The sequence below is a fragment of the Agromyces sp. Leaf222 genome, from assembly GCF_001421565.1.
In the GTDB taxonomy this organism is placed as follows: domain Bacteria; phylum Actinomycetota; class Actinomycetes; order Actinomycetales; family Microbacteriaceae; genus Agromyces.
In genome coordinates this window covers 2,617,110-2,640,017 of the sequence record NZ_LMKQ01000001.1, presented here as the reverse complement: position 1 = coordinate 2,640,017, position 22,908 = coordinate 2,617,110, and the positions used below count along the sequence as shown (strand labels likewise).

Here is a 22,908-nt window from a genome sequence, read left to right as displayed (position 1 = left end):
TGCGGCCCGTTGCGCTGCGCGTCAGTTCTTGGGCGCCTCGGGCGTGGTGGGGGCGTCGGGGGTGGCGGCCGGGGCTGCGGGCGCGGCGGGGGCGGCCGGTTCTGCTGCGGCCTGGGCGGCGGCGGGCGCGGCGGCAGCGGGCGCGGGTGCGTCGACGGGAACCTCGACATCGGCCTCGTCGACCACGAGGTCGAGCTCCTCGAAGTCCTCGTCGTCGATGTCGCCGAAGACGGCCTCGAACTCGGCGGCGGCCGTCTGCGCCTGGATCACGGCGGCACGGTTGCGAGCGTGCGTCGCGAGGGCCAGGAGAAGGCCGACGATGCCGGCGGCGAGCAGCAGGCCGCCGACCGTGGACATCGAGATGTTGTTGAGGTACACCGCGTAGTCGGAACCCTGCTCGGTGTAGAACGCGACCTGCGCCGCGTTGCCGGCGAACAGCAGCAGCGCGCCGGCGATGGTCACCACGACCGCGACGGCCCAGAGCAGGATGATGGGCAGGTTCAGCGTTGACGGCTTGAGGGCGGTGGCGTTGTTCGACACGAGATTCCTTCGGAGAGGGGGCAGGGACGGTTCCCGGATGACGGGTACGCCGCCGTCGAAGGCGACTCCGACGAGCCTAGGGGAAAGGGCTATGAATCGGATATGTGCGTGCCACCTGCACCTTCGTGGGAGTCGACGTCGTTCGATGCCACCATGTGTTCGAGCACCCCTCCGGATGCCGCTATGATGGTCAAGTTGCCTTCGACGAGTTCGAAAGCGGCGGGCTGTGGCGCAGCTTGGTAGCGCACTTGACTGGGGGTCAAGGGGTCGCAGGTTCAAATCCTGTCAGCCCGACCAGAGCGAAAGCCCCGGTGGATCGAGAGATCTGCCGGGGCTTTCTTCATGTCCGAGGCACGAAGCCCCTGCGCTGATGCTCTGGCACTCAAGGAGTTCGTGGCGGCCTCGGCGCCTTCGGCGGATCGGATGCGGTGCGGATTAGCATGTCGACATGGCCGTCAGTCGGAGTCGTGCAGCGGTGTACGCGCGGCGGCGCAAGCGCCGTCTGGCGCAGAGCACCCACGATCTCAGTGATGCGCAGTGGGAGGCGTTGAGAACCGAATGGCGTGGCTGCGCCTACTGCGGTGCGAGCGATCGGCCGCTGCAGCGGGACTGCGTCCAGCCGATCTCACGCGGCGGCCGGTACACCCTCGACAACGTCGTGCCGGCCTGCGGCGCATGCAACGCGAGCAAGTCCAACGACGAGGTCACGTCGTGGCTTCGTCGCAAGAAGCTCGATGAGCGTGCGTTCCTGCTGCGGCAGCACGAGATCGGCACGCTTCTGAAGGCGCGGTTCACCGTTCAGGATGTCGCGCTCGACTGAACAGGGAACGCTGCACCCTGTGCTCTTCGCCCGTCATTCGCGCTCGTGCACCGTCTTCGTGCGCTCGCTGCGGCTCTCCCGGCGCGTGAGGATGATCGCGAAGATCACGGCGACGACGCCCACGAGGATTCCCAGAATTCCGGACAGGCCGCCGGGGGCCGCGAAGGACGAGAAGTCCCAGAGGCCGTGCAGTGCCATCGCGAAGATCAGCGTGCCGCTGACACGACGGAGCAGGTACAGGACGGTGCCGATCAGGAACGTGATGAAGACCTGCGAGATGCCGGGCAGCCCGGTGCCGAAGAGCGTGTTCGGCAGGTGCAGCAGGCCGAAGAGCAGCGTGCTGAAGAACCACACCCCGAGCTCCCCGAACCGGCTCCGCAAGGCCACGATCAGCTGCCCCCGGGTGACGAGCTCCTCGTTGAAGCCGACGAGGAGGCTGCCGATCACGAGGAAGACCCACATCAGCGGGGTGACGCGGGAGGTGTCGCCGAACAGGCCGAACACCGCGAGCAGCGCGAGGGCGACCGGGAAGACCCAGACCCAGGCCGGAAGCCGCTTCTTCGTCTCGAAGAGCGCGGGCCGCCACCATCCGTAGATCGAGACGATGACGATGATCGCGACCGAGCCCGCGGCCAGCGGCGCGACGTACCACTTCCAGAGGGTGTCCTCGCTGTCGCCGATGTGGTTGTAGTCGATGCCGTTGAAGATCCAGACGCTGTAGAACACGGCGAGGTACAGCAAGTAGGCGAGGACGCCGAGCCGAACACGGGGCGCGATGCGAAGCGGACGATCAGCGGTCATGGTCGAACGGTACTGGAGCCGTTCAGATGACGCGGGCATCGTCTGGAACCACGATGCGACCACGGTCGGCTCCGACGTCACCGGAATGACCGCGTCGATGCTCGAGGCTAGGTCGGCCTCGCATCGTGCCGGTCGTCCCACTCTGCCTCGCGCAGCGCGTAGACCTCCGTGTCGGCCCAGCGGCCCTTGAACCAGATGTTGCCGACGAAGTGCGCCTCCTTGCGCATGCCGAGCCGACGGCAGAGCGCGACGGATGCCGCGTTCCACGGGTCGACCTCGGCGACGATGCGGTGCAGGCCCATCGATGCGAATCCCATCCGGAGCAGCTCCGCAGCGGCCTCGGTCGCGTACCCTCGGCCCGAGTATTTGGGGTGGAAGGCCCAGCCGATCTCGGCGTACCCGTGCTCGGCGTGCTTGAGGCTGAAGTACAGGTCGCCGATCACGCGCGCATCGCTCCTTCGCTCCACCGCGAGCTCCAGGAAGTCCCCATCGGAGGTGAGCGTCGACTGCTCCGACCACGTCGCGATCCTCGCGGTGACGGTCTCGCGATCTCGCGGCTCGAAGAGCAGGTACTCGCAGACATCCGCTCGCGACTGGTAGGCGAGGACGTCATCGAGGTCCGTGTCGCGCATGATGCGGAGCCTGAGCCGTTCGGTGAGTCTCTCCTCGAACCGGAACGGGAGGCGGAAGTCCGGACGCTCGCTCACGCCGCCGAGTCTAGGCGGCGTGCAGCGGACGATCGAGGGTTCCGCGGTCCCGCGGTCCGCGGCGCCAGTTCCGTCGATCTCGGATCAGCCGTCGATGGACGCCATGTTCACTTCGTCGTGACGTGCGCCCGCGGCGGGCTCGAGGGAGTCCAACCGGTCCACCTGCGCCTGCGTGAGTTCGATCCGATCTGCCGCGGTGTTCTCCTCGACTCGAGCGACGCGGCGTGTGCCGGGGATGGGGGCGATGTCGTCCCCCTTCGTGAGGATCCATGCGAGCGCAGTCTGCGCGGGAGTTGCACCGATCTCGGCGCCGATCGCCCGGACCTCCTCGACGATCCGCAGGTTGCGCTGGAAGTTCTCCCCGGCGAACCTGGGGTTGCTCTTGCGCCAGTCGTCGTCGGGGAAGTCGTCGATCGACCGGATCCGACCGGTCAGCAACCCGTGGCCGAGGGGCGAGTACGGCACGAACCCGATACCCAGTTCGCGAAGCACGGGCAGGATCTCGGCTTCCACCTCGCGGGTCCACAGGGAGTACTCGGTCTGCAGGGCCGAGACCGGCTGAACGGCGTGAGCGCGGCGGATCGTTCCCACCGACGCTTCGGAGAGTCCGAAGTGGAGCACCTTGCCCTCGGTGATCAGGTCGGCCACGGCGCCGGCCGTCTCCTCGATGGGCGTGTCGGGGTCGACGCGGTGCTGGTAGTACAGGTCGATGTACTCGGTGCCGAGGCGCTTCAGCGATCCCTCAACCGCGGTCCGGATGTTCGCGGCACGGCTGTCGGTCGTTCCAGGGCCGCCCCTGGAGTGGGACACGAGGCCGAACTTCGTGGCGATCCTCACGCGGTCTCGACGGCCTCTCACGGCGTCTCCCACGATCTGCTCGCTCAGGTAAGGGCCGTAGATCTCCGCGGTGTCGATATGGGTGACGCCCAGATCGAGGGCGCGGTGGATGGTGCGGATCGACTCCGCGTGGTCCAGAGCGCCTTCCGAGGTGTACGTGCCGGCCATGGTCATCGCGCCGAGCCCGATGCGGGAGACCTCGAGGCCTCCGAGACGTGCGTTCTTCATTTCCGTCCTTCTCTTCTCGCTGTTCCCATCGAGTCAACGCGCATTCTCCTGCGGCAGCGCGGCCCTGCCTTCGGGTGCCCTGGCAGGGACCCCCTTCCGACTCGTCGTCGGCGTAGGTTCGAAGGCATGGGCACCCAGGACGACATCCGCGAGTTCCTCACCTCGCGGCGGGCCAGACTCACTCCCGCACAGGTGGGGCTGCCTGACTTCGGCGGCCGCCGCCGGGTGCCGGGGCTCCGCCGCGAAGAGGTCGCCCTGGTCGCCGGGATGAGCGCCGAGTACTACAAGCGGCTCGAGCGCGGCAACGCCTCGGGTGTCTCCGAAGCCGTGATCGACGGGATCAGCCGTGCCCTGCAGCTCGACGAAGCCGAGCACGCGCACCTGCACGACCTGATCCGCACGGCCAATGCCGGCGCCCATCCCAAGCGACGTCGACCGGTCGGATCGTCGCAGTTGACCGCCGCAATGCAGCAGACCATCGACGCGATGTCGACGGTGCCGGTGTTCGTGCAGAACGGCCGTCTCGACGCCGTCGCCGTCAACCGACTCGGCCGTGCCCTCTTCTCCGAGATGCTCGATGGAGCCCGGCCCCCGGCGAACGCCGCCCGATTCGTCTTCCTCGACCCCAGGGCGCAGACGTTCTATCAGGACTGGGAGGGCAACACCAGGCAGATCGTCGCCATCCTGCGTGCGGAAGCCGGGCGGTCGCCCTACGACCGGCAGCTCAGCGATCTCGTGGGCGAACTCTCCACCCGCAGCGACCTGTTCCGCAGGCTCTGGGGCGCTCACGACGTGCGCGAACACCGCACCGGACTCAAGCGGGTTCACCACCCCGTCGTGGGCGCCCTCGACCTGACGTACCAGAGCATGGACCTCGCGTCGGATCGCGGACTGCAGATGCTGGTCTTCTCCGCCGAGCCCGGATCCTCATCGCATGACCGGCTGCAGCTTCTCGCGAATTGGGCGGAGACGAAGGCATCGAGCGAGGTGTCCGCCGACGCCGAGGCCGAGGTCGAGGCCGCGGCGCGCGAGGACTGACCGCGTCAGTGCGTCGTGCCGGCCGCCGCCGTCGCGCCCCGCATGATCACGCTCAGGCAGTCGCGGAACAGGTCGTCTGCAGTGCGACCGTCTTGGAAGTACTCGGCGATGCCGGCCACGACCGTCGGGTGGGCCTCGGTGAAGGCCTCGAGGTCGAAGTCCTGCGCGGAGCCCGCGGCGGGCGGGCCGGTCTGCTCCTCGAGGACGTGGCCCACCGTGAAGTGCTCGACGGTCAGGACGATGAGGCGGGCCTGCCGCAGGGGGACCTCGCAGCGCACCAGCGTACTGATCGCGAGCTCGGAGATGGCGGCCATCCTGAGCGAGGTCTGCGACGTGGAGATGATCCGGGCGCCGTCGGGATGGGCGAGGAGCGCGCGTCGCAACCGTTCGGCGAGGCCGAGGAGCCACGCCTCCCACGGCTCGCCGGGCTCCGGTGGCACCATCTCGGGGAACTGCTGCTCGAGGATCGCGTCGGCGATCGCGGTGATCAGGGCGGCCTTGCTGGGGATGTGCCAGTAGAGCGTCGGCTGCTGCACGCCGAGCCTGGCGGCGAGCTTGCGCAGCGTCACCCCGTCGAGGCCGTCTGCGTCGAGCAGCGCGACGGCCTCGGTGACGATCTGGTGCCGGTCCAATGCCATGGGCTCACCCCCGCGGTCACTCTATCAATGATCGAGAAACGTCTCTATCGGTGATAGAGTCCGGTCGATCACCGACAGAAGTGAAAGGACGTGACCACGATGACCGACCAGCGTTCGATCCTCGACACCCTGCACGAGGCGACCCACCGCATCCCGGGCGTCTCCGCTCACGAGACCCGGCCGACCGGGCACCAGGGCGGCACCCGCCACGGTCGCGCCCGCATCAGTCGGGCGTCGCAGTCCGCGACCGCCGAGAAGCGCTCCGCCAACCCGACGCGCAACCACACGCCTGCGCGGCCCCCTCGGGTGCTGGTCGCCTGGCAGCGATGGATCGCCGCCTTCTTCGGCCGGGAGGTCTGACACGGGCTGCGGCGTACGCCGGGCGAGGTGCCCTCGCCGGCGCGCGGTCGGCGGCATGCCATCAACGGCTGCCGGCCAGCGCCTCCTCCGTGCTGAGCGGCAGGGCCGGGTCGGCGCTCCACTCCTCGAGCGAGCCGTCGTAGACCCGCACGCGGCGCAGGCCGGCATGGGCGAGTGCGAGGGCGTTGGCCGTCGCCGAGATGCCGCCTCCGCAGTAGAGCAGCAGCTCTGCGTCGAGGTCGGCTCCGGCCTCCCGGTATCGGGCGATGATCTCGTCCGCCGGCAGGATGCGGCCGTCACGGTCGAAGAGTGCGCGTGCCGGCACGTTGACGCTGCCGGGGATGTGACCTCGCCTGGAGTACCGGGTCGGCTCGACGCCCGCGAAGGCCGTCGCGGGAAGGCCGCAGACGAGCGCGCCGTCACGGGCGAGGGCGATCTCGTCACGCTCGACCCAGGCCTCGCGGGCGGTGCGGGCCGCCCAGCGTCGAGCCGGATGCACCTCATCGGGCGCCGTCGCGTCGTCGGCCGTCTCGATCGGCAGGCCCGCGGATCGCCACGCGGCGAGGCCGCCGTCGAGCACGCTGACCGGCACGCCGATCCAGTCGAGCAGGTACCAGAGGCGCGCAGCCCAGATCGTTCCGACGCTGTCGTAGACCACGACCCGGGTGCCCTCGCCGATGCCGATCGCCGCCAGCCGATCGGCGATGCCCTGCGGCGGCGCGTGGTGATCGTGCGTGGCGTGCGGCACCGAGAACTCCGTGTCGATGGCGACGTGCCGCGACCCGGGGACGTGCGCGTCCCGCCAGCGGTCCCGGCCGCTCTCGGCGCGGAAGTCCCCGTCGAAACGTGGTCGGTGCAGGATCAGGGTGGCGTCGAGCACGACGGGTGCGTCACCGGAGCGGAGCTGCGCGTGCAGGTCGATCGCGTCGACGAAGACGGGCGCGATCATGCGGCGGATGCCTCGAGGTCGGTGATCGCGCCGGGTGCGAGCGTGCGACGCCAGCCCGCGGCATCCGCGATCAAGCCGTTCGCCGCCATCCATTCCGCATACCGGTCCATGGCCTCCGACCGGATGCCGCCCCAACGGCCGTCGTGGAACCAGGTGGGCGCGATCGCCTCGAGCGATCGGGCGATCACGTCCTCGGTGAAGTAGGGCGTGACGGTCGAGAAGAGGTCGACGGTCGGTGCCGGATTCGCGGCCGCGTGCGCGAACCCGCGGGCCGTCGCGGCCAGGAAGCCGTCGATGAGGTGCGCCGGCAACTGTGCGGCCGCCGGTCCGCCGCCGAGCAGGTAGCTGTGGTATCGGATGCCGAGCTCGTCGTCGACGCGCCAGTGCCGTTCCGGCAGGTCGGGCTGCTCGGTCAACAGGATGTCCCACGCCCAGTACGAGCCGAACGTGGCATCCGCTTCGCCGTTGAGGAGGTCGGCGGCGCTGAGCTCGCGGACGCCGGCATCGACCAGCTCGACGCGGTCGAAGTCGCCGCCGGCACGCTCGACGAGGTCGCGCACGATCGCGAGGCCGCGTGGCGTGGGGTTCAACGCGAGGCGCCGGCCCTCGAGATCGGCCAGGGTCCGGATGCCGCTCTGCTCGAGCGTGCGCACGGTCTCGAGCCCGCGCTGGTTGATCGCGCTGAGCGCGTGCAGCTGCTCGCCCCGCTCCGCCCGCACGAGCAGGCGGTTCGTGGGGAACACCGCGAGGTCGGCGAGACCGCGGTTCACGTGCTCGAGGCCGTCGCCGATGCCGGGGTCGACGGTGCGGATCTCGAGGTCGATGCCCTGATCCGCGTACCATCCGGCCTCGCGGGCGACGTAGAACCCGGCCGAGTTCGGCCAGGGGTGGAAGTACTCGAGCACGAGGGAGATGGGGGTGGTCATGGGGTCCTTCCAGTCTGCATGAGGTCGAAGCCGCCGTCGGTCGGGACGGCGATGAGGTCGGCGAGGGCTTCGGGGTGGTTCTGCGCGATGAAGACGTCCTCCTGGGCGGCCCAGGCGTCCCAGTGCGGCACGTACGTCTCGCCGTCGCGGGCGAGGGCGCGGGCCTTGCGCTCGACGGTGCCGCTTTCGACCCAGAGTGCCGCGTCGGCCAGCGCCCGGTTCGCGATCGTGAGGCTGCCGACGCCCTCGACGATCAGCGGGCGGTCGGGGTCCACCGGATGCCAGCCGCCGGGGGCACCAGAGGTCCAGTCCCACTCGCGCCAGGACGCCGCGAGGCCGAGCGCCCGCGGCTCGAGCACGCTCGTCCGAAGGTGCTCGGATGCCCAGGTGAGTCCGCTCCATCCCGGGTAGATCGAGTCCAGGCGGATGACGACGGCCTCGGGCCAGAGTGCCGCCAGCGCGGTGGCGATCGTCGACTTGCCCGAGCCGGATCGGCCGTCGATGAGCAGGCTGCGCACGCCCGTCGCGCGCAGGCCCGTGGCGAGGTCAGCGAGCTCCAATGAAGTTCCAGCTTCCGGTCGCGACGGCCACGGTGATCGCCGTGGCGCTGATGACGACGCCGATCGCGAGGAGCGCGGCATCCGGTGCTCCCAGCGTCGACTCCCTCGCCCAGGTGCGCACGGGGGAGGCGCCGAAGCCGCGGGCCTCCATCGCCGTCGCGAGCTTGGCGCCCCGGCGCACGGCGAAGACGAGGAGGGCGAAGGCCTGGCCCGTCCATCGGCGGAGACGGCCGTGGTCGGCCACGCCCCGGGCGCGCCGGGCGTAACCGAGGTAGGTCCAGTCCTGGTGGAGCAGGCCGATCAGGCGGAACCCGGCGAGGGCGCCGAGCACGAACCTGGCGGGGAGCCGGAGCACCTGGGAGAGCCCGTCGGCGAGCTCGGTGGGGTCGACATCCGTGAAGAGCATGATCGACGGCAGCGCGATGGCGAGCACCCGGAGGAACGTCGCGATCGCGAGCTCGATCGAGCCGTCGCTGACGACGACGAGCAGGAACTCGGCGTGGACGCGACCGCTCGGGGCGCCGTACAGCAGGATCGTCAGCGCCGTGAATCCGGCCGCGATCACGATCGGGATGCTGCGCTTGAGGAACCGCCGGAACGGGATGCCGGTGCTCGCGAGCACGAGCACCTCGAGGGTGAGCGCGGTCAGGCCCGACACCCAGTCGACGCTGAAGACGAGGGCGACCGCGATGAGGAGGGCGGTGAGGAGCCGGGTGACCGGGTTGGCCCGGTTCACGTCGAGGCGCCGGGTCACGATGCCACCTCGGCCGGCCGCGGTTCCCAGGCGGGCAGCTCGAGCACGTCGTCGGCGAGCAGCGAGACGAAGGGCTCGTCGTGGGTCACGGCGACGACGGCGGTTCCAGCGTCGACGATCTCGGCGATGAGCTTCACGAGTTCCTCCCAGGTGCGCCGGTCCTGGCCGAAGGTCGGCTCGTCGAGGATGATCAGCCGCGGCTTGGCCGCGAGCGCGGTCGCCACCGAGAGGCGCCGCTTCTCGCCGCCCGAGAGCGTGTACGGGTTGGCGTCGGCGAGGTGCTCGAGGCGGAGTCGCGAGAGCAGGTCGTCGATCGTGCGGGCGATCGTCGCGGCATCCTGCTTCAGGGCACGCGGACCGATCGCGAGTTCGTCGCGCACGGTGGCGGCGAGGAACTGGTGTTCGGGGTCCTGGAACACGCTGCCGATGCGCGACAGGAGCTCCCGCGACCGCCAGGCGATGGGCTCGACCGGGCGGCGTGCCGGCGCGAATCCGGATGCCGCCTCGAGTCGCCCGCTGCCGGGGACCAGCAGTCCGCCCAGGGTGAGTGCGAGCGTGGACTTGCCGGCCCCGTTCGGGCCGACGACGGCGGTGGCGCGGCCGCTCCGGATCTCGACGTCGATCGTGGCGGCGAGCCCCGTGGCAGCCCGGCCCACGCCGAGGTCGCGCGCGGTGAGCAGCGGCACCTGGGCGCCCTGTCGGTGGCGTTCGAGCGTCGGGGTCGGCGCGCCGGGCACCCAGACGCCCGCGCCGAGCAACTCGGCGCGTTGGCGTTCGATCACCGCGTCGGGGTCGCCGTCGCCGATGATGCGACCCGCGGCATCCATCACGACGACCCGGTCGACCACGGGCAGCCACACCTCGGTTCGATGCTCGATCACGACGAGCGTGGCGCCGGTGCGGGCCGCGACCTCGGCGATCGCGTCGCGCACCTCTCGCACGCCCTCGGGGTCGAGGTTCGCAGTCGGCTCGTCGAGGAGGATGAGGCCGGGGTTCATGGCGATGACGCCGGCGAGCGCGAGGCGCTGCTTCTGGCCGCCCGAGAGCGCCGACGTGTCGTGGCCGAGGGGAGTGCGCAGGCCCACCAGGTCGAGGGCACGCGACACCCGACCCCAGATGTCGGCTCGCGGCACGCGGAGGTTCTCCATGCCGAACGCGACGTCGTCGCCGACCCGCGAGAGGATCACCTGGGAATCCGGATCCTGCAGGACCATGCCGATGCGGTCGCGACGTCGCTCGGGCCTGGCGCCGTCGACCAGCAGGCGTCCACGCTCGTCGCCGTCGTCGGCCCCGCCGAGCACGCCGCCGAGTCCGTGCAGCAGCGTCGACTTGCCGGCCCCCGACGGGCCGAGCAGCAGCACGCGCTCGCCGGGCTCGATGGCGAGGTCGAGGTCGCTCAGCGCCCAGTCGCGGCGACCGGCGTGGCGCCACGACCAGCCCTCGGCGCGGACCGCGGCGCCACCGTGCTGTGGAGCGGATTCCGTCATGGTCACGCCTCGCGGGTGCGAGCCTCGCGACCGGAGGCGAACCGACTGAGCGCGCCCGTGCGGGCGAGGCCGCGCACCGCGAGCCAGGAGAGGAGGCCGGCCAGCACCGCACCGGACACGATCGCGGCCACGACGTAGATGGTCGAGAAGGCGGACCCGGAACCGGGGTACCAGAGGATGAGGTCGTTGATCGCCAGTGCGAGCCCGCTCACGGCACCCGCGAGCAGGGCCACCGGAAGGTTCCAGCGGCGGTAGAGGAACGCCGCGAACACGAGCTCGGCACCGAGGCCCTGGATGAGACCGGACTCGAGCGTCAGCGGCCCCCACTGGTTGCCGACGAGCGCCGAGACCGCAGCGGCGACCAGTTCGCCGAACAGGGCAGCGCCCGGCTTGCGGATGACGAGCGCCGTGAGGATGCCGGCGAACAGCCAGCCGCCGCCGACGATCGCCTGCAGCCCGGGCAGCACGGCGCCGACGGGCGCGCTGATCGGGTTGGAGAGGATGTTCCAGAGCACGAACACGAGCCCGGACGCGACGCCGAGCACGCTGGCGACGACGATGTCGATGACGCGCCACCGGAACGGTGACGGGCGCCGTTCGTCGCCGTCGACCTGGGTGGCGGTGTCGGTCGTGCTCTGGCTCATGGCTCGCTCCTCGGGGACTCGGGTGGGACTCCACAACTATGCGGCCGAGCGAGGGTCGTGTGTGCACGTGTTGCTGATCATGTACTTTCTGTATACAGATCCATCCGATCCGTACACCTATCCGAGCAGTTGAGGAGCATTCATGTCGCGCGCACCCCTCCACGTGCAGTTGCGGGACGACCTGCTCGCCGGGCGCTTCCCCTGGGGCGAACCGCTCGTCGAGGGCCGACTGACCGAGCTCTACGGCGTGTCCCGCACCCCGATCCGCGAGGCGCTGAACCGCCTGGAGCAGGAGGGGCTCATCGTGCGCTCGTTGCGGGGCTACCGCATCCAGTCGGGCACCCCGGAGGACGTGATCGACATCTACGACGTGCGCATCGCGCTCGAGCAGGCCGCCGCGCAGGCCGCAGCCGTGCGTCGCACCGACCTGCAACTCGCCGAGCTCACGCAGTTGCAGCGCGAGGCCAGGCAGGAGGAGGACCCCGCCGTGGCCCGCCGGCTCCACGCGCGCTGGCACGAGCTCCTCTGGGCGGCCTCCGAGAACGCCACGCTCATCACCATGCTGCAGGGCCTGATCGTGCGGTTGCGCATCTTCGATCAGGACGCCTTCCACCGGCAGGACGTGCACGAGTCGATGCTCGAGCACGACGCCGTGCTCGAGGGCATCCGCAACCGTGACCCCGTCGCGGCGAAGGAGGCCATCGCGGCGCACCTGGTCCGCACCAAGCGCGAACGGCTCGACACGTTCGCACGACGGAGGATCGGCACCGACGCCGAGTGAGCGACACCCGCGCAAGGGGGTTGAGCCGACGCGGCGGATGTGGTCGGCTGGCCTCGGGCGAAGGGGGCCACGACATGAGCGACGATCCGTCCTGGACGCAGGTGGTGAAGGCCGTCGAGCCGGAGCAGCCGCAGTTGAAACGGGTGCTGGGACCCGGGCTGCTGCTTCTGTTCATCGTCGGAGACATCCTCGGAACGGGCATCTACGCCCTCACCGGCCAGGTCGCCGCCGAGGTCGGGGGTGCGGCGTGGCTGCCGTTCCTGCTCGCGTTCGCGGTGGCGACCGTGACGGCGTTCTCGTACCTCGAGCTCGTCACGAAGTACCCGCAGGCGGCCGGCGCAGCGCTGTACACGCACAAGGCGTTCGGCATCCACTTCTTCACCTTCATCGTGTGCTTCATCGTGATGACCTCGGGCATCACGTCGGCGTCGACGGCATCGCGAGCGTTCGCCGCGAACCTCCTCGTCGCCTTCGGGCTCCCGGATGTCACGGTGCCGACGATGCTCATCGCGCTGGCGTTCATCGTGCTCATCATGCTGGTGAACCTGCGCGGCGTGACCGAGAGCGTGTGGCTGAACGTGGTCCTGACCCTCGTGGAGCTGTCGGGCCTCCTGCTCGTCATCCTCATCGGCATGTGGGCGATCGCCGGAGGCAACGCCGACTGGTCTCGGGTGGTGGCGTTCGAGACGCCGGAGGACAAGGGCGTGCTGCTCGCGGTGAGCACGGCCACGTCGTTGGCGTTCTTCGCCATGGTCGGCTTCGAGGACTCCGTCAACATGGCGGAGGAGACGAAGGATCCCAGCCGGATCTTCCCGAAGATGATGCTGAGCGGCCTCGGCATCGCGGCCGTGATCTACGTGCTGGTGTCGATCACCGTGGTCGCCCTCGTGCCGATCGGCGACCTCGTCGGCAGCGAGACGCCGCTCGTGACGGCGGTCGAGGCTGCGGCACCCGGGTTCCCGATCAACGACCTGCTCCCGTTCATCTCGATGTTCGCAGTGGCCAACACCGCGCTCATCAACATGATGATGGCGAGCCGGCTGCTCTACGGCATGAGCCGGCAACAGGTGCTGCCGCCGTTCCTGGGCAGGGTCGCGCCGAAGCGGCAGACGCCGTGGGCGGCGATCCTGTTCACGAGCGCGCTCGCCGCGGGCCTCATCGTCTACGTGTCCCTCGACGCCGAGGGCTCCATCGTGGCGCTGCTCGGCGGCACGACCTCGCTGCTGCTGCTCACCGTGTTCGCGATCGTCAACGTGACCGTACTCGTGCTGCGGCGGCAGCCCGTCGACCACAAGCACTTCCGCACGCCGACGGCCCTGCCCGTGATCGGCGCGATCACGTGCCTCTACCTCGTGTTCCCGTGGACCTCCGGCCGCCCGCCAGGGCAGTACGGGATCGCGATCGCGCTGCTCGGGATCGGCGTCGTGCTCTGGATCGCCGAGCGGCTGTACACGGCGTCCCGGCGGCGACGCGACCACGATGACCGCGTCGAACCCGCCAGGAAGCAGACCTGAGCCGCCCCGCCGCTCCTCCTGCCCGCTCGGGCACCCGGTCCTGCTCGGTCGGCTGCGCGCCCGCGCTGGCCGCGGCCGCACCCGCGCGTGGTGATGGAGGCTGAGGAACGCAGGAGGAGGAGTGCCGATCCACGAACGGCCGGACCGGAACGCGCAGGGCAGGCAGGGCGGGCATGGCGCCGACGACCCGCGACGTACGGGCGAGCCGAAGTCTGCCGCGCGCGCCGTGCAGCGCGCGGGCGCGACGGTCGAGGCGCCGCGGATGCTGCATCCCGACGACGTCCTCGACCTGCAGCGGGATGCCGGCAACCGGGCGGTCGCGACGCACCTGCAGCGGGATCCGGCCCCCGACTCGGTCGCGGGCCGGCACGCGCGCGAGCCGATCCCGAAGGGCGGCCCGGACATCCGACCAGCATTGCAGGCGCGGTATCCGGCACTGCTCGGCGCCCTCACGGCGGCCCAGCTCGAGCACTGGCAGCGGGTCGTCGACCACTTCACGATCGCGTGGCATGTCGAGGCCAGGGTGCGGAGGCTGTTCGACGACTTCTCGTATTACGGCACGGTGCGCGAGCAGCATCCCGACTACGTGAAGGAGCGGCGCCGACTGCTGAGCGCAGTGCCGCCGAGGCCGGACGAGCACCTCAGCGTGGACGTGCGCCTGCTGCTCGCCGACGACGTGCGCGAGCCGCCGGAGTGGGACGTCAAGGCCGAGACCGAGTTCCGACAGTGGGCCGTCGAGCAGATCACGAAGCGGCCGCTCGAGCTCAGCACGCGGCCGTCGCCCGGCGAGGCGCTCGGGCAGCATCCGATGCCCGGCATCGTCTTCAAGACGAAGGGCTTCGTGACCGCCGACGACCTGCGCAACGACTATCCCGAGGAGTACGCGCGCCGCGTCTCGAACCGTGAGGAGCTCGCGAAGCTGCGCGAGGCGCTGAAGGAGACGACGCAGGTCTGGCACGAGCTGCAACCGATGCACGTCGAGCGCAGCGCCATCAACGCCAAGCGCATCGGCTTCGGGGCGATCCGGCACGTCTCGGAGGCGCTCGGCTCTGGCAGCGATCCCTACCCGACGATCCGCATCTGGGACCAGCCCCGGCAGCTCATCGAGCAGGCGTGGCCACTGCTCCGCGAGCGCAGGTACGAGCTCGCGGTGCCGCTCATCGCCATGGCCGAGCAGTCGACGGCCGAGGCGGCCAAGCGCTTCTCGGCCTACGAGAACCGCGTCATGACGGGCGCGGGAACGGCGGTGAAGTGGCTGAACCGGCTGAAGACCGCCGGCACCATCGCCGCAGGCATCGCCTCGGGCGGACTCGGCCTGACCGGCTCGGCCCTCGTCGCGGGCGGCTACACGTTCGCGCAGGAGGGACTCGGCCGGGCCGCCGAGATGCACTACGGCCAGCGCACGAGCCTCGGCCTCGCGAGCCTCATGCAGGCCGCGGGCGTCAGCGCAGTCATGACCTACCTCGGCGGCGCCCTGCAGGCACGGTTCCAGGTCGCGATCAAGGCGCGCATCGACCGGATCCCCGACCTCGCGGGCACGAAGCTCGCCGAGCTCACCGCGAGCGCGATGGCCGCGGGCACGTCGTCGGTCTACATGACGGCGACCGAGACCGTGCTGAAGTCCGTCGTCGAGGGCACGGCGCTGCCGAAGAACGCGAACGAGTTCGCCGACCTCATCGTCGACGGCGTCGTGCAGAACGTCGCCATGGACGTCGGCCTCGCCAAGGTCAACAGTCGGGTCGCGAAGGAGTACGAGGCGTGGCGCGGCGGCGCGCGCGGACCGGCCGTCACGATCCCCGAGGTCAGGGGAGCGGATGCCGGTGGCAGGGCAGCAGGCACGGCACCCAAGGCCGACGTGCCGGGCGTCGCCGGGCAGGCCGGCGGCCGCCTCTCGGACGTCGCCGTGCGCTCGCTGCTCTCGGAGCCGGGCGGATGGCGGCGCCTGGAGTACGAGCTGCGGGGCGGCACCGGTCTCGGCGCGAACCTGTCGCTGCCGGAGCGGCTGTCGCTCATCTCGCGGTTCGAGGCGCACCGCGAGCAACTCGCACGCAATGCGGGCTCCGTGTTCGGCGGCGAGGTCGTCATCGTCGACTCGGGCGACGGCCGCCAGGTCGAGGTGCACTTCACGGGCGATGAGGCGGCGCGCCACGTGCAGCACGCCACCGAGTACCTCGATGCGAAGTCGCCGGGGTGGGCGCGCCAGACCGACGTGCGACTCGTCGCCGACCCGGCGTCGACGCGTTCGCCCCGGGCCACGAGCGGCGGCCCCGGCGGCCGGGACTCCGCCCGCGTGGTGGAGCACCTCGGCCCCGAGGCCCGGGCCCTCGCCGCGGAGTTCGTGCCGCTCTACGAGAGCTACCGCAGGATGACGCCCGAGGCGCGGTTCGACGCCCTGCTCGAGATCACGAATCGGCAGCTCACGGCGGCCGGTGCGCCGCCGCTGATCCCCAACCACCTGCACAACCCGACGCCCGACCAGTTCGGCAAGCAGCCCGCCTCGGTATGGGAGTTGCACATCAACCGCGACCTCGTCTCGCACAAGGATCCGACGCCCCAGCAGTTCGCCGACGCGTGCGACACCATCGCGCACGAGGCACGGCACGCGCTGCAGTGGTTCCGCATGGCACGGCTGCACATCGAGCAGCGCATGCCTGGCGCGACCTGGGCCGAGGTGCGAGCGCAGGCGGCGAACGACCGGGTGCTGCGCAGCTTCGACGTGCAGACGGTCAAGGCCGCATGGGAGGCGCAGACGGGGAACCGCCAAGGAGGTGCGGAGACGTTGCGCCCGGGGGACCTGAACCATGCGACGGCGGCGGCGTTCTACGAGAGCGTGTTCGGTGCGAACGGCCCGGCCCGCAACCGCACCTACGACATGATGAAGATCCGCGGGAAGGAACTCGGGGTCGCGATGCGGCGGCTCAGGCTCTTCACGGAGGCCGGACTGCCCGAGAACCACCGGCTTCTCGTCGAGGCGCGCGAGCGGGTCCAGGAGGCCGAGGAGGCGCAGAGTCGGGCGCACGAGAACTACGAGCTCCTCGTGGAGGAGATCGACGCGCGCGTCCACGGGCAGGATGTCGCCGCTGCCGTGCTGAACGATGCCCGCATGCTGCCGCAGGTGCGTGACCGGGCTCGCGAGGCGCACCGCGCATTCCTCGTCGCCAGCCGCGAAGCCCGGGACGCATCGGCCCGCGGCACACGGACCTCTCGGACAGCGGCGAGGGCCGAGGCGTTCCGCCACTACGAGGAGGCCATGGAGACACTGCGCAAGCTCGTGGAGCGCCTCGAGACGGGAGCGGCCGCGGCGGCCAAGGCCGGCGGCGCGGGCGGCGCTGCCGCCCCGGTCGGGGCATCCGGTGGGAAGCCGGGCGGTGCATCGGGCGGCGGCTCACCGACTCGCTGACCCGACCGGCGTTCCCGACTGCTCCATGGGGACGGCGGGCCGCAGGTCCGTGCCGCGCATGGGCGTCCCGTACCGCAGCGGCGAGGCGACGAGGAGCGCACCGGCGATCAGGGCGAGCACCGTCGCGGCCGTGCAGAGCCGGATCGCCACCGTCGTGGCGCGCGAGCCGTGGCGACGGCGGGCGAGGTCGAGCACGGCGAACCCGACGAGGCCGCCGGCGGTGTTGACGATGAGGTCGGTGACGTCGGAGCTGCCCGTGGCCATCACGAACTGCCCGGCCTCCAGCGCGAGGCTCGCGGCCGCGACGACGCCCGTCGCCCTCCACCACGGCCACGAGGGCGCGACCAGGCCCAGGTAGACGCCGAACGGCACGAAGACGACGAGGTTCGCGAGCACCTCGGAGGGGGCGCTGGCGCCGAACTGCGCCGTGTCGGCGAACGGCACGAGCTTGACCACGCGATGCGAGGCGCCGCCGATCCAGGGGATCTCGAGCTTCCACAGCACGAGCCACGTGAGCAGGGCGAGGTACGCGACGAACATCGGGATCAGCATGGCCCCGGTCGGTCGGGGCGGGCGGTGCCGGCGCCGGGAGCGTGCGGCCGCGGCATCCGTCGTCTGGTTCGTGGTGGTCATGGCGGCGTCGCTTTCAGGTCTGGGGCTGTGTCCGAGGCTGGGTTCGGGGCGTGTCGCGGTGTCGTCCGGCATGCGGGTCAGCCCTGCATCCGGGGATCCCCGGTGGGGTCGGCGTACATCGCGGGGCAGCCGTCGGAGGCCGCATCGGGGCGGAGTTCGAAGTGCCAGGACTCGTTGGCGTAGACCTGGCAGAGCCCGTAGGCGGCGCCGTGCTCCGACAGCCACGCCGTCGCATCCCACGGGCCGAGGTCGATCGCGTCGCCACGCACATGCGGTGAGGTGCCGGCGGTGGCCACCCACTTGGCGGCCTCCTCGGCGGAGCCGTACTCGGCGACCGCGTCGCGCAGCAGTTGCTCCTGGTACTCGGGCGATCGCCAGCCGCTGTTGACGATGAACGAGACGCCGTCGCCGGCGGCCTCCGTCGCGGCCAGGCGCACGGCGTCGAGCAACTCGGGGTCGAGGTTGCCGACGGCCGGCTCCTCGTCGTCGAAGACGGTCACGCCGTCGTCGACCCGGCCGTCGCCGTCGAGTCCCCCGTCCGCTCCCGCGGCCGGAGGTTGCAGGCGAGCGGGTGCGTCGCCCGGTGCCCTCGGCGACGACGCCGCCGATGACCGGCCGGCGAGCGACCCGGCGAACACGGCGACGAGCAGCGCCGCGGCGAGCGCGAGCACGAGGAGCATGGCCGACCGGATGCCGCGGGTCGACGTTCGGGTGCGGTGCGTGGAGGTCATGGCCTCCAGCCAACGTGACCGCGTGTTGCCGCAGCGTATGCGGATCCCGATACGCCGACGATATGCGTCGGCTCGTACCATCGAGAACGTGCGCGTGCTGATCGTCGAGGACGAACCCCTCCTGGCCGAGGCCATCCGCGATGGCCTGCGCCTCGAGGCGATCGCGGCCGATCTCGCCGGCGACGGCGACACCGCGCTCGAGATGCTCGACGTGAACGCGTACGACCTCGTCGTGCTCGACCGGGACATCCCGGGGCCGTCGGGTGACGAGATCGCACGGCGCATCGTGGCGTCGGGCAGCGGGATGCCGATCCTCATGCTCACGGCGGCCGACCGGCTCGACGACAAGGCCTCCGGATTCGAGCTCGGCGCCGACGACTACCTGACGAAGCCGTTCGAGCTGCGCGAGCTCGTGCTGCGGCTCCGGGCGCTCGATCGCCGGCGCTCCCGCATCCGCCCGCCCGTTCGGGAGATCGCGGGACTGCGGCTCGACGCGTTCCGGCGCGAGGTGCACCGCGATGGGCGGTACGTCGCACTGACCCGCAAGCAGTTCGCGGTGCTCGAGGTGCTCGTCGACGCCGACGGCGGGGTGATCAGTGCCGAGGAGCTCCTCGAGCGGGCGTGGGACGAGAACGCCGATCCGTTCACCAATGCCGTGCGCATCACCGTCTCCGCGCTGCGGAAGCGGCTCGGCGAGCCCTGGCTGATCGTCACGGTTCCCGGCGTCGGCTACCGCATCGATGCCGGAGCCGATGCCGGCGCCGGTGACGGATCCGGTGCTGCGTCTGGCCGCGAAGGGGAGTCGACCGGGGGAGTCGGGAGTGGATAGACCGCCTGGGCTCAGCGTCCGCTGGAGACTCACCCTCAGCTACGCCGGCTTCCTCATGGTCGCCGGGGCGCTGCTCCTCGCCGTCGTGTGGGTGTTCCTGCTGCGCTACGTGCCAGCGAACGCGATCTGGACGATCGAGGGCTTCGTGCCGGGGCGCGACGACCTCGTGCGCGCCTTCGGTCCGGCGGCGGCCTGGGCCCTGGTGTTCCTGCTCGTGCTCGGGCTGCTCGGCGGATGGTTCCTCGCGGGCCGAATGCTCGCCCCACTCCGGCGCATCACGAAGGCCACCCGCGAGGCGGCGAACGGGTCGCTCTCCCACCGCATCGAGCTGGACGGTCATCGCGACGAGTTCCGCGAACTCGCGGACAGCTTCGACGCCATGCTCGCGCAGCTCGAGGCCCACGTCGCCGAGCAGCAGCGATTCGCCGCGAACGCCTCGCACGAGCTGCGGACCCCGCTGGCGATCAGCCGAACCCTGCTCGACGTCGCCCGAAGCGATCCGCAGCGGGACACGGACGCCCTCATCGAGCGCCTCGACGCCGTCAACACCCGGGCGATCGAGCTGACCGAGGCGCTGCTCGTGCTGAGTCGCGCCGACCGGCAGTCGTTCGCGAGGGAGCGCGTCGACCTGTCGCTCCTCGCCGAGGAGGCCACGGAGACGCTCCTCCCGCTCGCCGAGCAACGCGGCATCGCCCTCGAGGCGTCCGGCGAGGTCGCCGTCGCCGAGGGGTCGCCGACGCTGCTGCTGCAGCTGACGACGAACCTCGTGCACAACGCGATCGTGCACAACGTCGAGGGCGGCTTCGTGCGGGTCGGCACCTCGGTGCGCCCCGGCTGGGCCGTGCTCACCGTCGAGAACTCTGGAGAGCGGCTCGATCCGGCGCTCGTCTCGACCCTCACCGAGCCGTTCCGGCGGGGCACCGACCGCATCAGGAGCGACCACGCGGGCGTCGGCCTCGGCCTGGCGATCGTCAAGAGCATCACCAGGGCCCACGGCGGCACCCTCGAACTCGCCGCCCGCGACGACGGCGGGCTTCGCGCGGAGGTCGGCCTGCCCGCCGGCCTCGACGTTCGCTGAGGCCGTTACGCCGGCGTCCGCACCGCGGCGAACACCGAGCGCCTGCGGAGCGCGAAGCCGAGTCGTTCGTAGGCCGCGATCGCCCCGAGGTTCGACGCCTCGGCGTGCATCAGGGCGCGATCGCCGCGCTGCTGGATGTGGAAGGCCACGTCGAGCACGAGGCGTGATGCGAGGCCCTGCCGTCGGTGCGCGTCGTCGGTGGAGACCGCGCTGATCTCGGTCCAGCCCTCTGGATGCAGGCGCTCGCCGGCCATCGCCACGAGGCGGCCGTCGCGCCGGATTCCGACGTAGCGCCCGAGTTCATGGGTGCGGGGACGGAAGGGTCCGGGCTGGTTGCGCTCGACGATCGCGAGCATCTCGGGCACGTCGTCGGCGCCGAGCACGATCGCCTCCTCGTCGGGGCGCGGCCGCAGCGCGTCGGTCTGCACCAGCTGCACGCCGGCGCCGCGACCGACCACCTCCCATCCGTCGGGCAGGTCGCCGTCGAAGCCCGAGAGCCCGATGATCGCGTCGCGGCCGACGAGGTCGATCAGGGCGTCCCAGACTCCCGGGTCCTCCCAGGTGCGCACCGCGACGAACGGCGCGACGTCCTCCGGGTAGCGCCGCACGAGGTCGTTGCCGATCGCGAACGAGGCGTGCGGGCCGGCGAGCGAAGACCAGGCGGCGTTGTCGAGCACGGTCGCGTCGGCATGCGGCGCGTCGGGGTGCGGCTCATCGGCGTACGGCGCATCGGGGTGCGGCGCGTCGGCAGTCGGGGGGCTGGCGGGGTCGGACATGGGCTCACTGTGCGGCGCGCGGCGGTCGCGGCGCAAGGTCGGACGTCACCGCACGCAACACGCTGACGCACCCGCAACCTGAACGGATGTGCCGGCTCACCGTCGGCACACCTCGAAGACATGGGCGGCATCGCCGGGCAGCGTCAGGTCGCGGTCGCGCAGCACGAGCGACGCGGGCGCGTCGGGGTCCGCGCAGAGCTCGGCGAACGGGCGGGGGAGCGCATCGGTGTACTCGATCGCGATGACCTTCGCGCCGTACACCGCGGTGTACGCGCCGCACTCGTCATAGGCCAGGCATTCCTCGACGACCGCGAAGTCGAATCCCGCGTCGGCATGCAGCCGCTCGGTCGCCTCGGCGGCGTTCTTCTGTCCGGCCGCGAGCCCGTGCGCGTGGGCGAGGTCGACGAGGGTCGACGCGAGCGCGAGGTTGTCGTCGAGCGACATCGCGCCGCCCGAGCGCGTGTACGAGTCGAGGTTGTCGAACTCGACGGCGTCGTAGCCGCGTTCGGCGCACCCCTCGATCCACGGGGCGACGGACTCGGCGATGCGCGCTCGCTGCGCGGGGGTCGAGGTGTCGAGCAGCGCCTCATCGGGCCAGTCGGGGTCGATCACGTCTGCGCCGTCGCGATCGAGCACGACCTCGTCGGTCCAGAGCCCGCGCTCGCCGGGTTGCGTCTGGAACCCGTTCACGTAGCAGATCGAGTACCGGCCGGCGGCGGGATCGCTCGTGCGGTCGCGGGCGACGATGCCGACCGCCGGATCGGGCTCGTAGGCACCGCCGAGCTGGTAGTCGGGTGGCGACCCGGCCGGTGGCAGCACGACGGCACGGGGATCAGGGGCGTCGGGGGCCGAGCACCCCGACGCGAACAGGACCGCCAGTGCGAGCGCGCCCAGGGCGATACGGCTGCCGACGCGGTGGATCATCGTGTCCCATGCTCGCATGTCCGGCCCCGAGGCATCCGTCACCCGCGGCGACCGTGCGTCGGCGCCGCGGCGCGTTGAAGAGCAGCACCCCCGAGACCACGATCGTCATCGCCGCCACGACGCCCCACGTGATCGGCTCCCCGAGCAACGGCACGGCGAGCGCCGCGGCCGCCACCGGGCTCAAGGCTCCCGCGGTCGCGGCGATGCCGCTGCCGAGCACCCGAACCGCGTGCGCGTACGCGATCGTCGAGATGATGCCGGTGCCGAGGCCCTGCAGCACGGCGAAGAGCAGGATGTCGCCCGGCAGCGCGGTTCCCGACAGGAGGTTCGAGGGCATGGCACCGGAGCAGGCGAGCCCGAGGGCCGCGACCGCAGCGGGCGTGCAGATGACCAGCACCGTCGTCGTGAGGCTCAGCGTGCTGCGCTTCAGGCCGAGCGTGTAGACCGCCCAGACGAATCCGGCGACGAGCAGCACGGCGATGCCGGCCGGCGGCACCGTGCCGCTCGTCATGACGGCCGCGGCGGCCACTCCGACGACGATCAGGGCGACGGATGCCAGTTGCCGACCGGGGATGCGAACGCGTCCGCCCAGCACGGCCAGCACCGTGACGAAGAGCGGCACGGTGCCGGGGATGATGAGCCCCACCAGTGCGGCGGGCGCGAGGTGAGCTCCCAGCGCAGAGACGAGGAAGTGCGGCAGGCCGCCGACGAGGAGGAGGAGCGCGGTCGTGCGCCGCTCGGCACGGATCTCCCGGATCGCGCGCGGCAGCCACGGGGCCAGCGCCGCCACCGGGATCGCGAACCGCAGCACGCTCAGGTCGATCGTCGTCAGCGACGACTCGCCGACGCCACGCAGCGTGAGTGCGAACGACGCCCAGAGCAGGACCGCCGTCGCCATGGCGACGGCGCCGATCACGAGATCGCGGGTCTGGGTACCGGGCATGCCGCAACGA

The 22,908-nt window shown here is 71.2% G+C and carries 24 protein-coding genes and 1 tRNA gene; 9 read left to right on the top strand and 16 right to left on the bottom strand.

Going from position 1 to position 22,908, the window contains the following annotated elements; translation table 11 throughout:
- Positions 1-21: 21 nt before the first annotated feature.
- Complete coding sequence (locus ASE68_RS11800; protein WP_055858730.1) at positions 22-540, bottom strand: hypothetical protein; 519 nt, start codon at positions 538-540, stop codon at positions 22-24.
- 220 nt (positions 541-760) lie between these two features.
- Here ASE68_RS11800 and ASE68_RS11795 point away from each other — a divergent pair.
- Both ASE68_RS11795 and ASE68_RS11790 read left to right on the top strand, forming a co-directional pair.
- Positions 761-837 (top strand) — tRNA-Pro (locus tag ASE68_RS11795).
- 151 nt (positions 838-988) lie between these two features.
- On the top strand, positions 989-1,360 hold the full coding sequence (locus tag ASE68_RS11790; RefSeq protein ID WP_082462199.1) for an HNH endonuclease: 372 nt from the start codon (positions 989-991) through the stop codon (positions 1,358-1,360).
- 33 nt (positions 1,361-1,393) lie between these two features.
- On the opposite strand, the gene ASE68_RS11785 is transcribed toward ASE68_RS11790, so the two are convergent.
- The 3 genes from ASE68_RS11785 to ASE68_RS11775 form a co-directional block, all read right to left on the bottom strand.
- Positions 1,394-2,161 (bottom strand): CPBP family intramembrane glutamic endopeptidase, encoded by a 768-nt coding sequence (locus ASE68_RS11785; RefSeq protein WP_162238272.1) that lies wholly within the window; start codon positions 2,159-2,161, stop codon positions 1,394-1,396.
- 107 nt (positions 2,162-2,268) lie between these two features.
- Positions 2,269-2,868 carry a GNAT family N-acetyltransferase gene (locus ASE68_RS11780; RefSeq protein WP_055858723.1) on the bottom strand — a complete coding sequence of 200 codons (600 nt, stop codon included), beginning with the start codon at positions 2,866-2,868 and terminating at the stop codon, positions 2,269-2,271.
- 84 nt (positions 2,869-2,952) lie between these two features.
- The gene (locus tag ASE68_RS11775) at positions 2,953-3,933 is read right to left on the bottom strand and encodes an aldo/keto reductase (RefSeq protein ID WP_055858720.1); all 981 of its coding nucleotides are present in this window, start codon (positions 3,931-3,933) and stop codon (positions 2,953-2,955) included.
- Between the two features lie 126 nt (positions 3,934-4,059).
- Between ASE68_RS11775 and ASE68_RS11770 the strand changes: the two genes are divergently transcribed.
- Positions 4,060-4,971, top strand: coding sequence for a helix-turn-helix transcriptional regulator (locus ASE68_RS11770; protein ID WP_055858717.1), 912 nt, complete (start codon positions 4,060-4,062; stop codon positions 4,969-4,971).
- Between the two features lie 5 nt (positions 4,972-4,976).
- Here ASE68_RS11770 and ASE68_RS11765 read toward each other — a convergent pair whose 3' ends face one another.
- Positions 4,977-5,609 (bottom strand): TetR/AcrR family transcriptional regulator C-terminal domain-containing protein, encoded by a 633-nt coding sequence (locus tag ASE68_RS11765; protein ID WP_055858714.1) that lies wholly within the window; start codon positions 5,607-5,609, stop codon positions 4,977-4,979.
- Positions 5,610-5,708: 99 nt separating this feature from the next.
- Between ASE68_RS11765 and ASE68_RS11760 the strand changes: the two genes are divergently transcribed.
- Positions 5,709-5,969: a hypothetical protein gene (locus tag ASE68_RS11760; protein ID WP_055858712.1), complete on the top strand. Its 261-nt coding sequence runs from the start codon at positions 5,709-5,711 to the stop codon at positions 5,967-5,969.
- A 61-nt stretch (positions 5,970-6,030) separates the two neighbouring features.
- On the opposite strand, the gene ASE68_RS11755 is transcribed toward ASE68_RS11760, so the two are convergent.
- The 6 genes from ASE68_RS11755 to ASE68_RS11730 are packed head-to-tail and all read right to left on the bottom strand — an operon-like array spanning position 6,031 to position 11,289.
- Positions 6,031-6,918: a sulfurtransferase gene (locus ASE68_RS11755; RefSeq protein ID WP_055858710.1), complete on the bottom strand. Its 888-nt coding sequence runs from the start codon at positions 6,916-6,918 to the stop codon at positions 6,031-6,033.
- Complete coding sequence (locus ASE68_RS11750) at positions 6,915-7,844, bottom strand: ABC transporter substrate-binding protein (protein ID WP_055858707.1); 930 nt, start codon at positions 7,842-7,844, stop codon at positions 6,915-6,917. The genes ASE68_RS11755 and ASE68_RS11750 overlap by 4 nt, the downstream gene beginning before the upstream one ends.
- Complete coding sequence (locus ASE68_RS11745) at positions 7,841-8,404, bottom strand: aminobenzoate synthetase (RefSeq protein WP_055858704.1); 564 nt, start codon at positions 8,402-8,404, stop codon at positions 7,841-7,843. Before ASE68_RS11745 ends, ASE68_RS11750 begins: the two co-directional genes overlap by 4 nt.
- Positions 8,391-9,158: an energy-coupling factor transporter transmembrane protein EcfT gene (locus ASE68_RS11740; RefSeq protein WP_235480844.1), complete on the bottom strand. Its 768-nt coding sequence runs from the start codon at positions 9,156-9,158 to the stop codon at positions 8,391-8,393. Before ASE68_RS11740 ends, ASE68_RS11745 begins: the two co-directional genes overlap by 14 nt.
- Positions 9,155-10,645: an ABC transporter ATP-binding protein gene (locus ASE68_RS11735; RefSeq protein WP_055858701.1), complete on the bottom strand. Its 1,491-nt coding sequence runs from the start codon at positions 10,643-10,645 to the stop codon at positions 9,155-9,157. The genes ASE68_RS11740 and ASE68_RS11735 overlap by 4 nt, the downstream gene beginning before the upstream one ends.
- Before the next feature lie 2 nt (positions 10,646-10,647).
- A complete protein-coding gene (locus ASE68_RS11730) occupies positions 10,648-11,289 on the bottom strand; it encodes an ECF transporter S component (protein ID WP_055858697.1) in 642 nt (213 codons plus the stop codon).
- A gap of 142 nt (positions 11,290-11,431) precedes the next feature.
- Here ASE68_RS11730 and ASE68_RS11725 point away from each other — a divergent pair, with 142 nt between their 5' ends.
- The 3 genes from ASE68_RS11725 to ASE68_RS11715 all read left to right on the top strand — a co-directional run bounded on the left by ASE68_RS11725 (position 11,432) and on the right by ASE68_RS11715 (position 16,984).
- Entirely contained in the window at positions 11,432-12,070 is a 639-nt protein-coding gene (locus tag ASE68_RS11725) for a GntR family transcriptional regulator (protein ID WP_055858693.1), read from the top strand.
- A gap of 74 nt (positions 12,071-12,144) precedes the next feature.
- Positions 12,145-13,584: an APC family permease gene (locus ASE68_RS11720; RefSeq protein ID WP_055858690.1), complete on the top strand. Its 1,440-nt coding sequence runs from the start codon at positions 12,145-12,147 to the stop codon at positions 13,582-13,584.
- 121 nt (positions 13,585-13,705) lie between these two features.
- Positions 13,706-16,984: a hypothetical protein gene (locus ASE68_RS11715; protein ID WP_055858687.1), complete on the top strand. Its 3,279-nt coding sequence runs from the start codon at positions 13,706-13,708 to the stop codon at positions 16,982-16,984.
- Here the strand turns inward: ASE68_RS11715 and ASE68_RS11710 are convergent.
- Both ASE68_RS11710 and ASE68_RS11705 read right to left on the bottom strand, forming a co-directional pair.
- Positions 16,970-17,617: a VanZ family protein gene (locus ASE68_RS11710; protein WP_200921705.1), complete on the bottom strand. Its 648-nt coding sequence runs from the start codon at positions 17,615-17,617 to the stop codon at positions 16,970-16,972. The two genes, ASE68_RS11715 and ASE68_RS11710, sit on opposite strands and share 15 nt — an antisense overlap.
- A gap of 77 nt (positions 17,618-17,694) precedes the next feature.
- Entirely contained in the window at positions 17,695-18,348 is a 654-nt protein-coding gene (locus tag ASE68_RS11705; RefSeq protein ID WP_055858684.1) for a M15 family metallopeptidase, read from the bottom strand.
- Positions 18,349-18,436: 88 nt separating this feature from the next.
- Here ASE68_RS11705 and ASE68_RS11700 point away from each other — a divergent pair, with 88 nt between their 5' ends.
- Together ASE68_RS11700 and ASE68_RS11695 are read left to right on the top strand one after the other, a co-directional pair.
- Entirely contained in the window at positions 18,437-19,177 is a 741-nt protein-coding gene (locus ASE68_RS11700) for a response regulator transcription factor (protein WP_055858681.1), read from the top strand.
- The gene (locus ASE68_RS11695) at positions 19,170-20,255 is read left to right on the top strand and encodes a HAMP domain-containing sensor histidine kinase (protein WP_200921704.1); all 1,086 of its coding nucleotides are present in this window, start codon (positions 19,170-19,172) and stop codon (positions 20,253-20,255) included. The genes ASE68_RS11700 and ASE68_RS11695 overlap by 8 nt, the downstream gene beginning before the upstream one ends.
- A 5-nt stretch (positions 20,256-20,260) precedes the next feature.
- Here ASE68_RS11695 and ASE68_RS11690 read toward each other — a convergent pair whose 3' ends face one another.
- From ASE68_RS11690 to ASE68_RS11680, 3 genes are all read right to left on the bottom strand, one after another.
- Positions 20,261-21,031, bottom strand: a complete 771-nt coding sequence (locus ASE68_RS11690) for a GNAT family N-acetyltransferase (protein ID WP_082462197.1) — start codon at positions 21,029-21,031, stop codon at positions 20,261-20,263.
- 96 nt (positions 21,032-21,127) lie between these two features.
- On the bottom strand, positions 21,128-21,955 hold the full coding sequence (locus ASE68_RS11685) for an endo alpha-1,4 polygalactosaminidase (RefSeq protein WP_055858676.1): 828 nt from the start codon (positions 21,953-21,955) through the stop codon (positions 21,128-21,130).
- Entirely contained in the window at positions 21,864-22,898 is a 1,035-nt protein-coding gene (locus ASE68_RS11680; protein ID WP_082462196.1) for a DMT family transporter, read from the bottom strand. Before ASE68_RS11680 ends, ASE68_RS11685 begins: the two co-directional genes overlap by 92 nt.
- Positions 22,899-22,908: the final 10 nt, after the last annotated feature.